This window comes from Acidovorax sp. GBBC 1281, from assembly GCF_028473645.1.
Taxonomy (GTDB): Bacteria; Pseudomonadota; Gammaproteobacteria; order Burkholderiales; family Burkholderiaceae_C; genus Paracidovorax.
In genome coordinates this window covers 851,146-862,985 of sequence record NZ_CP097269.1, presented here as the reverse complement: position 1 = coordinate 862,985, position 11,840 = coordinate 851,146, and the positions used below count along the sequence as shown (strand labels likewise).

Annotated in this window: 10 protein-coding genes and 1 pseudogene; 3 read left to right on the top strand and 8 right to left on the bottom strand. The window is 71.6% G+C overall.

Annotation, left to right across the window (positions count from 1 at the left end):
- The first annotated feature begins 27 nt into the window (after window positions 1-27).
- Window positions 28-807: an enoyl-CoA hydratase gene (locus M5C96_RS03950; RefSeq protein ID WP_272567321.1), complete on the top strand. Its 780-nt coding sequence runs from the start codon at window positions 28-30 to the stop codon at window positions 805-807.
- 60 nt (window positions 808-867) lie between these two features.
- Here the strand turns inward: M5C96_RS03950 and M5C96_RS03945 are convergent, their stop codons facing one another.
- A complete protein-coding gene (locus M5C96_RS03945; RefSeq protein ID WP_272567319.1) occupies window positions 868-1,818 on the bottom strand; it encodes a LysR family transcriptional regulator in 951 nt (316 codons plus the stop codon).
- A 128-nt stretch (window positions 1,819-1,946) separates the two neighbouring features.
- Between M5C96_RS03945 and M5C96_RS03940 the strand changes: the two are divergent.
- A pseudogene (locus M5C96_RS03940) lies at window positions 1,947-2,843 on the top strand (MBL fold metallo-hydrolase); the annotation flags it as partial.
- Window positions 2,837-3,577, top strand: coding sequence for a DsbA family protein (locus M5C96_RS03935; protein ID WP_272567315.1), 741 nt, complete (start codon window positions 2,837-2,839; stop codon window positions 3,575-3,577). The pseudogene M5C96_RS03940 and the gene M5C96_RS03935, both read left to right, overlap by 7 nt.
- Window positions 3,578-3,615: 38 nt before the next feature.
- Here the strand turns inward: M5C96_RS03935 and M5C96_RS03930 are convergent, their stop codons facing one another.
- From M5C96_RS03930 to M5C96_RS03900, 7 genes are all read right to left on the bottom strand, one after another.
- On the bottom strand, window positions 3,616-4,788 hold the full coding sequence (locus M5C96_RS03930) for a CMD domain-containing protein (protein WP_272567314.1): 1,173 nt from the start codon (window positions 4,786-4,788) through the stop codon (window positions 3,616-3,618).
- Window positions 4,785-6,173, bottom strand: a complete 1,389-nt coding sequence (locus M5C96_RS03925; RefSeq protein WP_272567313.1) for an acyl-CoA thioesterase/bile acid-CoA:amino acid N-acyltransferase family protein — start codon at window positions 6,171-6,173, stop codon at window positions 4,785-4,787. The genes M5C96_RS03930 and M5C96_RS03925 overlap by 4 nt, the downstream gene beginning before the upstream one ends.
- A gap of 3 nt (window positions 6,174-6,176) precedes the next feature.
- Window positions 6,177-7,757: an ABC transporter substrate-binding protein gene (locus M5C96_RS03920; protein ID WP_272567312.1), complete on the bottom strand. Its 1,581-nt coding sequence runs from the start codon at window positions 7,755-7,757 to the stop codon at window positions 6,177-6,179.
- A 65-nt stretch (window positions 7,758-7,822) separates the two neighbouring features.
- Window positions 7,823-8,887, bottom strand: a complete 1,065-nt coding sequence (locus M5C96_RS03915) for an ABC transporter ATP-binding protein (RefSeq protein WP_272567311.1) — start codon at window positions 8,885-8,887, stop codon at window positions 7,823-7,825.
- Window positions 8,884-9,924, bottom strand: a complete 1,041-nt coding sequence (locus M5C96_RS03910; RefSeq protein WP_272569598.1) for an ABC transporter ATP-binding protein — start codon at window positions 9,922-9,924, stop codon at window positions 8,884-8,886. The genes M5C96_RS03915 and M5C96_RS03910 overlap by 4 nt, the downstream gene beginning before the upstream one ends.
- The gene (locus M5C96_RS03905) at window positions 9,924-10,850 is read right to left on the bottom strand and encodes an ABC transporter permease (protein ID WP_272567310.1); all 927 of its coding nucleotides are present in this window, start codon (window positions 10,848-10,850) and stop codon (window positions 9,924-9,926) included. The genes M5C96_RS03910 and M5C96_RS03905 overlap by 1 nt, the downstream gene beginning before the upstream one ends.
- Window positions 10,847-11,821 carry an ABC transporter permease gene (locus tag M5C96_RS03900; protein ID WP_272567309.1) on the bottom strand — a complete coding sequence of 325 codons (975 nt, stop codon included), beginning with the start codon at window positions 11,819-11,821 and terminating at the stop codon, window positions 10,847-10,849. Before M5C96_RS03900 ends, M5C96_RS03905 begins: the two co-directional genes overlap by 4 nt.
- Window positions 11,822-11,840 lie beyond the last annotated feature (19 nt).

The following is an 11,840-nucleotide window of genomic DNA, read 5'->3' as shown; positions in this document are numbered from 1 at the left end:
GATCACAACGAGCAACGGAGATACCCCTTGGCCTACGAAGTCATCGAGGTCCGCATCGAGGCGGACAAGGTCGGCGTCATCACGCTGAACCGGCCCAAGCAACTGAACGCGCTGAACGACCAGCTCATGAACGAGCTGGGCGAGGCGCTGCAGGCCTTCGACGCCGACGAGAAGATCGGCTGCGTCATCGTCACCGGCAGCGAAAAGGCCTTCGCCGCGGGCGCGGACATCGGCGCCATGGCGCAGTACAGCTTCGCCGATGCGTACAAGAGCGACTACATCACGCGCAACTGGGAGCGCATCCGCTCCATCCGCAAGCCGGTGATCGCCGCGGTGAGCGGCTTCGCCCTGGGCGGCGGCTGCGAGCTGGCCATGATGTGCGACTTCATCATCGCGGCCGACAACGCCAAGTTCGGCCAGCCCGAGATCAAGCTGGGCGTCATCCCCGGGGCTGGCGGCACGCAGCGCCTGCCGCGCGCGGTGGGCAAGTCCAAGGCCATGGACATGGCCCTCACCGGCCGCATGATGGATGCCGCCGAGGCCGAGCGCGCCGGGCTGGTCAGCCGCGTCGTGCCCTTCGCCCAATTGATGGACGAGGCCCTGGGCGCCGCGCTGCAGATCAGCGACTTCTCGCAGATTGCCGTGATGGCCGCCAAGGAATCGGTCAACCGCGCGTTCGAGGGCGGGCTGTCGGACGGCGTGATGTTCGAGCGCCGCCTGTTCCACGCACTGTTCGCCACGCACGACCAGAAGGAAGGCATGGACGCCTTCGTGAACAAGCGCAAGGCGACCTTCACCCACCAGTGAGGCGCCCAGCGCCGCGGCCCTGCCCCGGGGCTGCGGCGATGCCCACCGCCGCCGCTGCCCTCAGCGGTTTTTTTTCGCCCGCGCCGCGGCCTTGGCGGCCGGCGCGGACGGCCCGGCCTGCCAGTGCGTCGGATCGGCGAACCGCTCCACCAGGAAGTCCAGCAGCGCGCGCAGCGCCGGCGGCACCTGCCGGCGTGAGGCGTACACGCCGTGCACGCCCAGCGTGCGCGGCACATGGCCCGGCAGCAGCGCCACGAGCCGGCCCTGGGCGATCAGCGGCGCGGCGGCATAGACGGGTTGCAGCGTCACGCCCGCGCCGTGCAGCGCGGCGGCCAGCAGCACCTGCGATTCGTTGGCGCTCAGGCTGCCGCCCACCGGCACCGCGATTCGCTCGCCCCGGTGCGTGAACTCCCACAGGCTGCGCCCGAAGTACGAATACGTGAGGCAGTCGTGGGTCGCCAGGTCCTGCGCGCGGCGCGGCGTGCCGTGCGCGGCCAGGTAGGCGGGCGCAGCGCACACCACGGATGCGCACTCGCCCAGCGTGCGGGCGATGAGATTCGGGTCCAGGTCGTTGCTGATGCGCACCGCCAGATCGATGCGCTCCTGCACCAGGTTGACCGGCCGGGAATCGATGTGTAGATCGATGGCCACCAGCGGATGGCGGCGCAGGAACTCGGCCACGGCGGGCGACAGCACCTCCTGCGCGAGCGACTGCGAGCTGGCCATGCGCAGCAGGCCGCGCGGCACCTCGGCCCCCTCGCCCACCGGCGCCGCCATCTCGGCGGCCAGCTCCAGCATGCGCCGGCAGCGCGCCAGGGCCTGCTCGCCGGCCGCGGTGAGGCCCAGGCGGCGGGTGGTGCGGTGCAGGAGCCGGGCGCCGGCCCACGTCTCCATCTGCGCGAGGTAGCGCGTGACCATGGCGCGCGACATGTCCAGCGATTCGGCGGCGGCGGTCATGCTGCCGCGCTCTGCGATGCGCACGAAGACTTCGGCAGCGGTGAGGCGGTCCATATTCGATCGATCGATGCAACAAATCATTGCATGGTAGGGGGTTTTTCGGCCGATCCAGGCAACCTACGATGCGGGCCATTCGCTGTTCGCTCATTCCCCTTCGTCCATTGCGCACCAGGAGCCCCGCCATGCACCGCCCCCTCCGATTCCTCCGCACCCTGATCGCCGGCGCCGCCGGCCTCGGCCTCGCCGCCGCGGCGCTGGCCGCCGGCCCACTGCAGTTGCACGTGTACAACCCCGGCGCCAAGAGCCTGTTCCCGGTGTCGTCGGAGCTGATCACCGGCGAGACCGAAGCGGTGCTGATCGATGCGCAATTCCAGCGCGACGATGCCCAGGCCCTGGTGGAGAAGATCCGCGCCAGCGGCAAGAAGCTGACCACGGTGTACATCAGCCACAAGGACCCCGATTTCTATTTCGGCCTGGATGTCATCAAGGCGGCCTTCCCCGCGGCCCGGATCGTCGCCACGCCACAGACGGTGGCCGGCATCCGGGCATCCAAGGACGGCAAGCTCGCCCACTGGGGACCCATCCTCAAGGACAACGCCCCCAAGGCCCTGGTTGTGCCCGAGCCGCTGCAGGGCGACACCCTCGTGCTGGAGGGCCATGCCATCCAGGTGGTCGGCCTGAAAGGCCCCACGCCTGGCCGCACGGTGGCTTGGCTTCCCTCGCTGAAGGCGGTGGTCGGGGGCGTGCCGGTGGCGGCCAACATCCACGTCTGGATGGCCGACACCCCAACGCCCGAATCGCGCCGCGACTGGCTCGCCACCCTGGACCAGATCGACGCGCTGCAGCCGCAGGTCGTGGTGCCCGGCCATTTCCTGCCGGACGCCAGTGGCCGCGAGCCGCGCAGCGTGGCCTCGGTGGCGTTCACCCGCGGCTACGTTCAGGCGTTCGAGGAAGAGGCCGCCCGCGCCAAGGATGCGGCGGCGCTGGTGGCCGCCATGAAGCAGCGTTATCCGCAACTGGGCGACTCGTCTTCCCTGGAGCTGGGCGCCAAGGTCGTGAAGGGCGAGATGAAATGGCCGCAATGAACGCCGGCGCACCGTCCGCGGTGCTGCACTACATCTTCGACCCGCTGTGCGGCTGGTGCTACGCCGCGGCGCCGCTGGTGCAGGCTGCGCGGCAGCTGCCGGACCTGGCAATCGCGCTGCACGGCGGGGGCATGCTGGCCGGCCCCAACCGCATCGCCATCACGCCCCGGTGGCGCGACCACGTGGTGCCGCACGACCGGCGCATCGCCCAGCTCACCGGACAGCCCTTCGGCGAGGCGTATTTCGACGGCCTGCTGCGCGACCCGATGGCGATGATGGATTCGGAGCCGCCGACCACCGCCATCCTGGCCGCCCAGGCGCTGGGGGGCCACGGACTGGAGATGGCGCACCGGGTCCAGCACGCGCACTATGCACAAGGCCGCCGCGTGGCAGACGCCGCCGTGCTGCAGGCGCTGGCCGCGGAACTCGGCCTGAATGCACAGGCGTTCCGCGCGGCCTTCGCCCAGTGGCAGGGAGCCCCCACGCTGGCGCATTTCGCGGAGAGCCGCCAATGGCTGGCCCGCGCGGGCGGCCAGGGCTTTCCCACCCTGGCGCTGCAATGGCCGGGCGCCGCGCTGCAGACGCTGGACATCGGTCCGTGGCTCGGCCGGCCCGAAGCCTGGACGGCGGACCTGAGCCAGCGCCTGCAGGCCGGGCCGGCGCAGTGGCCGGCGGCCGGCAGTGGCGGTGGCGCACCGGCCTGCGGCCCGGACGGCTGCGCGATCTGACGCCCCACGGCCAGGGGCGCCCCGGCCGCACCCGGCGGTCAGCCGGGAAACACCGGCTCGCCCAGGTTGAGCATCAGCCGGTTCGCCCAGGCGAAGATCGCCACGGCGTGCACGGCATCGAGGATTTCCAGGTCCGACAGGCCGGCGGCGCGCAGCGGTCGCACCTGCTCGGCACCGAAGGCGCCCGGGGACCGCGTGAGGTCGATGCTGGCCTGCACGATGGCCTGCTCGCGTGACGTGGTGCCCGCGCCCTGCGGGTCGGTGAACACCTGCACGATGACGTCGTTGCGCTTGGCCAGTTGCTCGAACCGCTGCGCATGCACCGAAGCGCAGTACACGCATCCGTTCACGCGCGAGGCCACGGCGCTGGCCAGTTCGCGCTCGGCGCGCGACAGGCCGCCGGGCGCGTACATGATCGCGTTGAAGACGATCGAACGCTCCTGCAGGATGCGCGGCTGGTGCGCCAGCACGCGGTAATAGTCGCTGGTCCGGGCCTTGGGGTGGCTGGCCTCCAGCACCGCCAGTTGCGCCGGCGACGCCTGCTCCAGGTCCAGCACGGGCAACCAGGCCTTCCACTCCAGCGTCTCGCTGGTATAGCCGTTCACGCGCACGGGCTCGCCGGGCTTCGGGAGGTGGGCGGGGTGCACGAACGGGGCGGCGGCCGGGGCGGGTTCGCCGACCGATGCCTGTACGGATGCCTGGAGCGCGCCAAGCGCCGCCAGAGCCTGCAACCCGGCCACCACGCGCATCTGGTAGGCCACGAACGCAATGAGCTGCGCCAGCGCCACCACCGCCGGGGTGGTCAAGCCCGCTGCGGGCAACTGCAGCAGCGCCGCGCGGTCGCCTTCCACCGGCCGCGCGGCCAGCAGTTCGGCAAAGTGCAGGATGGCCTGCAGGCGTGCATCCCCCGCGGCCGCCGAGCCCGAGGCCACCGCCTCCCGCTGCGCGGGCGTGAGGTCGGCCAGGCCCTGCAGCCGCGCCGTGTAGTGCGCCACCGCCGGCGTGCTGCCGGCCTGGGTGGCGACGGCCCGCGCCGCCAGCAGGCGCTCAGCCAGGCTCAGGCCCTCCAGCGCGGGATCGAACAGGCTGTCGTAGCTGCCCTGGGTGGCGGCCACCACCTTGTCGCGCTGGTGGCGCACCACGTGCGCGGGGTCGCCAGGGTTCAGCGGCACCAGGGTGTCCACCCAGTCGGGGGCGAGGGAATCGGTCATGGTCGGCTCCGTTTCGGCGGCGCGTCGGCCGCCCCGGGGTTCAAGGGTTCGCAGGGCTGCAGCACAAATTTTTCTAGGGCGGCTTGCTTCAAAAATGATAGCACTTGCCGCCACGAGTGTTCGTCCGCCCAGGCGTTGGGCGCGGGCGCGCCGCCGCCGGTGCTGAGCCGGCCCGAGACCGGGTGGGCGTACACGGTCTGCGTGGTGGGCAGGTAGGGAAACAAAATCGAATGCCCCGCGCCCGCGTAGTCGTACTGCGCCACCGGGTGCGGGTGCGCATGGGCCTTGAGCCGCTCCACGACCATGCGGCCGTAGCGCGACGAGGGCCAGGAGCCGTCGTCCTCGGCGGTCAGCAGCAGCACCGGCCCGCGGATGCGCTCCACGCGGATGCGGGCGCGCTCCACGGCCTCCTCGTCCTGCAGCGCGGTGAGCAGCGCGTTGGCATGGCGGCGCGGCTCGGGTCCCTCGTCCCACGGCGCCCAGGTGGCCGTGCGGTTGTTCTCCCACAGGTGCGGCAGCGGTTGGCCGCGGAAGATCCACGCCGGGCCGTTGCGGCTGTCGGGGCCGTTGGCGGGGTTGCAGGCGTTCTGCGCGCTGTGCACCACCGCGCCCGGCACGTAGCCGATGACGGCCGAGACCTGCTCCGGGAACAGCGTGCCCAACAGCAGCACCAGCTCGCCGCCGCGCGACTGCCCGCTCAGCGCGACGAAGCCGCCGCGCGGGCGCACCGTGCGATGCAGCCAGGCGAGCGCGGTCTCGAAGTATTCGAGGTGCGTGTCCGAGATGTGGTCGGGCCGCCCCGGCGACTGGAAGTAGCCCAGCGCCAGCGCCGCGTAGCCGTGCGAGGCGTACAGCGCGGCGCGCGGCTCGTTGATGCCCCCGCCCGAGCCGTTGAGCACCAGCACCGCCGGGTGCGGGCCCGGGCCCGGCGGCAGGAACAGCGTGCCCGACAGGCCCTCGTCGCGCACCCCGCCACGAAGCTCGCGCCGCACCACGCCGGGGCCGACCAGGTGCTGCACGAAGCGGCCCGGGAGCGGCGCCCCGCCCGGCGCGCCGCGCTCCAGGGTGACCTCGGTGGCCAGCGGCGCGGCCGGGGTGCTGGCGAACAGCGCGCGCGGCGCCTGCCCGCCGTCGGGCACCTGCGACCACACCAGACCCATGGGCGACACGCCGGCGTAGCTGCCCGACAGCGGTGCGTCGCGCGACAGGTCCACCGTGCCATCGGCGTCGGCGCGGAAGACCGCTTCGGCGCGCCAGGCCACGGCCGGCCCGCGCAGCGTGTGGCTGCGCAGCGTGACCGTCTCGCCCGGCACGAGCCCGGTGGCCACGATGCGCCGGGGCACGTCGATCAGCGCGTCGGCGGGGGTGATGGTGAGCGCGGCCACGCCTTACTTGCCCACGCGGGTGACTTGCAGGGCGGTGGTGCGGTCGCTCAGGATCGGCTCGACCTTCAGCCCCTTCTTGGCGGCCCAGATGTTCTGGTAGTGGAACAGCGGGATCTGGCCCACGTCGTCGGTGACCAGCTTGGCGGCATGGCGGAACACGGCCTCGCGGCGGCGCGCGTCGAACTCCACCGTGGCGGCGTCGAGCGCCTTGTCCACCGCTTCATTGCTGTAGCGGCCCCAGTTGTTGGCGCCCCGCCCGCGCTGGGCGTCGGTGGTGGCCAGCGTCTGCAGCAGGCCGTAGCCGGCCTCGCCCGTGCCGTTGCCCCAGGCGATCACGCTGACGGCGAAGTCGTTCTTGTTGGCGCGGCTGGCGTACGAGGCCCAGGGCAGCACCTCCACCTTGGTCTTCACGCCCGCGCGGCTCCAGAACTGGGCCACGGCCTGCACGGTCTCGGGGGCCTGCGGGTAGCGGTCGCCGGGCACGTGGATGGTGATCTGGAAGCCCTGCGGAAAGCCGGCCTCGGCCAGCAGCTTCTTGGCCTGCTCCACGTTGTAGGGGATGTCCTTGACCTCGGGGTTGTAGCCGAAGCTGCCCTTGGGCATCCACTGGTTGGCCTCGGTCACCGTGCCCTGCAGCACGCGGTCCACGATGGCCTTGCGGTTGATGGCCAGCGACAGCGCCTGGCGCACGCGCACGTCCCGCAGCGGGTTCTGCGCGAGCGGCTTGCCCGCGTTGTCGGTGACGAACTCGTTGGCGCCGGCCTTGAAGCTGGGCTGCAGCAGCAGCGCGCGCAGGCCGGGGTAGGTGTACACGCTCACGCTGGGCGTCTTGCGCAGCTTCTCCACGTCGGTCACGGCGACCTTGTCGATCACGTCCACATCACCCGCCAGCAGCGCGGCGGTGCGCGCCGCGCCGTTGTTGATGTAGCGGTAGTTCACCTTTTCCCACAGCGGCTTGGTGCCGTAGTAGCTCGCGCTGCGCTCGAACACCGTGCGGTCGCCCGGCACGTAGGAGATGAATTTGTACGGCCCCGTGCCCACGACGGCGCGGCCGGCGTTGTAGTCCTCAGTCTTCGATTTTTCGCCCACGTGCTTGCTCACGATGTAGATCGAGGCGATCTCCAGCGGCAGCATGGGATTGGGCGTGTTGGTCTTGACGATGACGGTGTGCGCGTCCTTGGCCGTGGTCGATTCGACCGTGCGCAGCGCGCCCGCATAGGACGCCACGCTGCCGGGCACGTTGCGCGCGCGCTGGAACGAGAACACGATGTCGTCGGCGGTGAAGGGCGTGCCGTCCTGCCACTTCACGTCGGTGCGCAGCTTGAACTCCCAGGTCTTGTCGTCCAGCGTCTTCCAGCTGGCGGCCAGGCCCGGCTCCAACTTGCCGCCGTCGCGCGAGTTGACCAGCGAGTCCCAGAAATGCAGCGCCAGCGAGCGGTCGCCCGCGTGGTTGTTGAGCTGCGGATCGACCGACGACACCGGGTCGGCGAAGCCGATGGACAGCGTGTTGCCGTTCTGCGCGAGCGCGCCGGTGCCGGCGAGCAGCGCGGCGGCGGCCAGGGTGGCGAGGCGGAAGGAAGTCATGGCGGGCCTTTCAGGAAAAAACGAACGGGATACGGCGGGGGCAACGGGCGTTGGACGGTGAGCGCTCAGCCGTCGTTGAGATGGCAGGCGCTCTCGTGCCGCACGGCGATGCCGCGCAGCCGCGGCACCTCGGTGGCGCAGCGCGGCATGGCCTGCGGGCACCGGGGGTGGAAATGGCAGCCCGAGGGCGGCGAAATGGGGCTGGGGATCTCGCCGCGGATGGACGAAAAGCGCGTGCGCCGCGCGGCCACGCTCGGGATCTCGGCCAGCAGCGCCTGCGTGTAGGGGTGGTTGGGCCGGGCGAAGAGTTCCTCGACCGGCGCGCTTTCGACCACGCGGCCCAGGTACATCACCACCACGCGGTCGCACACGTGCTCCACCACGCCCAGGTCGTGGCTGATGAAGAGGTAGGTCAGGCCCAGTTGGTCGCGCAGGTCCATGAACAGATTGAGGATCTGCGCCTGGATCGACACGTCCAGCGCCGCCACGGCCTCGTCGCACACCAGCAGGCCCGGCTGCACCGCCAGCGCGCGGGCGATGCCGATGCGCTGGCGCTGGCCGCCGCTGAACTGGTGCGGGTAGCGGTGGCGCAGCGCCGGGTCCAGCCCCGCGCGGCGCAGCTGGGCGCTCACGTAGTCATCGAGCCCGGCGGCATCGGTCAGGCCGTGCAGCAGCGCCGCCTCGCCCACGATGCGCGAGACACGCAGGCGCGGGTTCAGGCTGGCGAACGGGTCCTGGAACACCATCTGCGTGCGCAGCCGCGCGGCCAGCCGGTCGCGGTGGCTCAATCCTTCGAGCGGGCGCCCGTCCACCCGCACCTCGCCCTCGGTGGCCGGCAGCAGCCCGGCGGCGATGCGGCCCAGCGTGGATTTGCCGCAGCCCGACTCGCCCACCAGCCCCACGACCTCGCCCGCGTGCACCGCCAGGTCCACACCGTCGACCGCGTGGGTGACGACCGGCGCTTTGGAAAGGCCCAGGCGCCGCAGCGCCCGGCCCACGGGGCCCGGCGGCGGCTGCTGGCCGAAGCGCTTGGCCACGCCGCGCAGCTCCACCAGCGGCGGGGCGGCGGCCGTGGCCGGGTTGGCGCCGCCAGGGCCTGGCGGCGAAAGAATGTCGCGAACCTCGCTCATGCCGCGCCCTCCCCGGTGCCCGGGTGGAAGCACCGCACCGCGTGCGCCGGGGCCTGGGCGCGCGGGTGCGTGATGGCCGGCGGCACGCCGCAGGCGGCGCTGGCGCGTGGGCAGCGCGGCGCGAAGGCACAGCCCGGCGGCATGTGCAGCAGCGACGGCGCCATGCCGGGAATCTGCCGCAGCCGCTCGCCGCGCCGGTTGGCGCTGGGCAGGCTGCCGATCAGGCCCTGCGTATAAGGGTGCTGCGGGTGGTCGAGCACGTCGTCCACCGTGCCGTGCTCCACGATGCGCCCGGCATACATCACGGCGATCTCGTCGGCCAGGCCCGCCACCACCGACAGGTCGTGGCTGATCCAGATCAGCGAGGTGCCGCGCTCGCGCACCAGCTTTTGCACCTCGGACAGGATCTGCGCCTGGATGGTCACGTCCAGCGCCGTGGTCGGCTCGTCGGCGATGACGAGGTCGGGCCCGTGCAGCAGCGCGATGGCGATCGCCACGCGCTGGCGCATGCCGCCCGACAGCTGGTGCGGGTAGGCCCGCAGCCGGTCGTCGGGGCTGGGAATGCCCATCAGCGCCAGCGTGTCGCGCGACAGGGCGCGGGCCTCGGCGGTGGTGGCGCGGCGGTGGGCCTTGACGGCCTCGATCATCTGCGTGTCCACGCGCAGCACCGGGTTGAGCGTGGCCATCGGGTCCTGGAAGATCATGGCGATGCGGTTGCCCTGCAGCGCGCGCCGCTCGGCGGCCGGCAGCGTGGTCAGGTCGCGGCCCTGGAACAGCACCTGCCCGCCCTCCACGCGGCCGGGCGGATCGACCAGCCCCATGATCGAGAAGCCGGTGACGGATTTGCCCGAGCCCGACTCGCCCACCAGGCCCAGCACCTTGCCGCGCCCGAGCGTGAACGACACGCCGTCCACCACCGGCAGCACGCCGGCGCGGGTGTGAAAGCGTGTGCGCAGATCGCGCACCTCCAGCGTGGGAACGCCGGCGGGCACCGCGGCAGCGGACGCCGGGATCGGGGAAGACGATGCGGTGCCCATCATTTCTGCAGCCTCGGGTTGAGCACGTCGCGCAGCTGGTCGCCCACGAGGTTGATCGCGACGATGGTGAACAGCAGCGCCAGGCCGGGAAAGAAGCTGATCCAGTATTCGTTGGACAGCAGGTACTGGTAGCCGTTGGAGATCAGGAGGCCCAGCGAGGGCTCGGTGATCGGCACGCCCAGGCCCAGGAACGACAGCGTGGCCTCCAGCGTGATGGCGCGCGCCACCTGCAGCGCGCCGATCACCAAGAGCGGCGGCAGGCAATTGGGCAGGATGTGCCCGGTGACGATGCGCCAGCCGGGAATGCCCTGGCCGCGCGCGGCCTCCACGTATTCGCGGCGCGCCTCCACCAGCGCCTGGCCGCGCGCCGTGCGGGCGTAGTAGGCCCACTCCAGCAGCACCAGCGTGAGCACCACGTTGCCCACGCCCTTGCCCACGTAGGCCAGGATCATCAGCGCCATGAGGATGGTCGGGAACGACAGCAATAGGTCGACCACGCGCATCAGCAGCGCATCGACCTTGCCGCCCGCGTAGGCCGCGAGCAGCCCCACCAGCGTGCCGATCACCGCCGCCACCACGGCCGAGCCCACGCCCACCAGCAGGCTGATGCGCAGGCCGTACACGATGGCCGAGTACAGGTCGCGCCCCTGCCCGTCCGTGCCCAGCCAGTAGGTGAAGGTGCCCTCGGCGTTGGCCGCGCCGGGCTTCAGGCGCGCATCCAGCACGTCGAGCTGCATCAGGTCGTAGGGGTTCTGCGGCGTGATCCAGGGCGCGGCCAGCGCCGCGATCACCACCAGCGCCAGCACGGCCAGCGCGGCGGCCGCGGTGCGCGAGCGCAGGAAATCCGCCGCCACGCGGTACCAGATCGAACGGTCGTCGAAGCCCCGCGCCACGGGAGCGTCGGGCGAAACCACAGGCTGCGTCATGCCGCGCCCTCCACCCGGGCGCGCGGGTCCAGCAGGCGGTAGAGCACATCCACCACCAGGTTGAGCGTCACGAAGATCACGACCACCACCATCAGGTAGGCCACCACCACGGGGCGGTCCAGGCTGTTGATGCTGTCCAGGATCAGCTTGCCCGCACCGGGCCACGCGAAGATGCTCTCCGTCACCACCGCATAGGCGATGGTCGAGCCCAGCTCCAGGCCCAGCACCGTGACCAGCGGGATCAGCGTGTTGCGCAGCACGTGCATGCCCATCACCCGCGCGGGCGACAGGCCCTTGGCGCGCGCGAACTTCACGAAGTCCTGCGGCAGCACCTCGCGCACGCCGGCCCGCGTGAGCCGCAGCACCAGCGAGATCTTGAACAGCGCCAGGTTGAACGCCGGCAGCGCCAGGTGCTGCAGGCCATCGAGCGTGAGGAACGACCACGGCACGCCGAACAGCTCGCGCGTGGCGCCTCGCCCGCTGGCGGGCATCCACCCCAGTTGCACGCTGAACACCATGATGAGCATCAGCGCCACCCAGAACGCCGGCAGCGAAAAGCCCGCGATGCTGATCGCCATGAGCGCCTTGGACACCGCGCTGTCCGGCCGCATGCCGGCATAAAGCCCCAGCGGCACGCCCAGCACCACCGCCAGCACCAGCGCGGCCAGGGCCAGCTCCAGTGTGGCAGGCAGGCGCTGCAGGATCAGGCGCACGGCGTCTTCCTGGTACACGAAGCTCTTGCCCAGGCTGCCGTGCAGCGCGCCGTCGATGAAGGCCAGGTACTGGCGCCACAGCGGCTGGTCGAGCCCCAGCCGCGCGATGGCGGCCAGGCGCTCCTGCTGGTTCATGTCGTCGCCGATCAGGATGTCCACCGGGTTGCCGATGGCGTGCAGGCCCACGAACACGATCACCGTCATGGCCAGCACCACCAGCAGCGCCTGGCCCAGGCGGCGCAGCAGCCAGCCGGTCATGGCCGCGGGGCCGCGGGCG

Bases quoted from the DNA above. Each gene is read 5' to 3' on its own strand.
- M5C96_RS03915 (WP_272567311.1), bottom strand. From the start codon at position 8,887: ATGAGCGAGGTTCGCGACATTCTTTCGCCGCCAGGCCCTGGCGGCGCC.
- M5C96_RS03920 (WP_272567312.1), bottom strand. From the start codon at position 7,757: ATGACTTCCTTCCGCCTCGCCACCCTGGCCGCCGCCGCGCTGCTCGCC.
- M5C96_RS03910 (WP_272569598.1), bottom strand. From the start codon at position 9,924: ATGGGCACCGCATCGTCTTCCCCGATCCCGGCGTCCGCTGCCGCGGTG.
- M5C96_RS03905 (WP_272567310.1), bottom strand. From the start codon at position 10,850: ATGACGCAGCCTGTGGTTTCGCCCGACGCTCCCGTGGCGCGGGGCTTC.
- M5C96_RS03900 (WP_272567309.1), bottom strand. From the start codon at position 11,821: ATGACCGGCTGGCTGCTGCGCCGCCTGGGCCAGGCGCTGCTGGTGGTG.
- M5C96_RS03930 (WP_272567314.1), bottom strand. From the start codon at position 4,788: ATGACCGATTCCCTCGCCCCCGACTGGGTGGACACCCTGGTGCCGCTG.
- M5C96_RS03945 (WP_272567319.1), bottom strand. From the start codon at position 1,818: ATGGACCGCCTCACCGCTGCCGAAGTCTTCGTGCGCATCGCAGAGCGC.
- M5C96_RS03935 (WP_272567315.1), top strand. From the start codon at position 2,837: ATGGCCGCAATGAACGCCGGCGCACCGTCCGCGGTGCTGCACTACATC.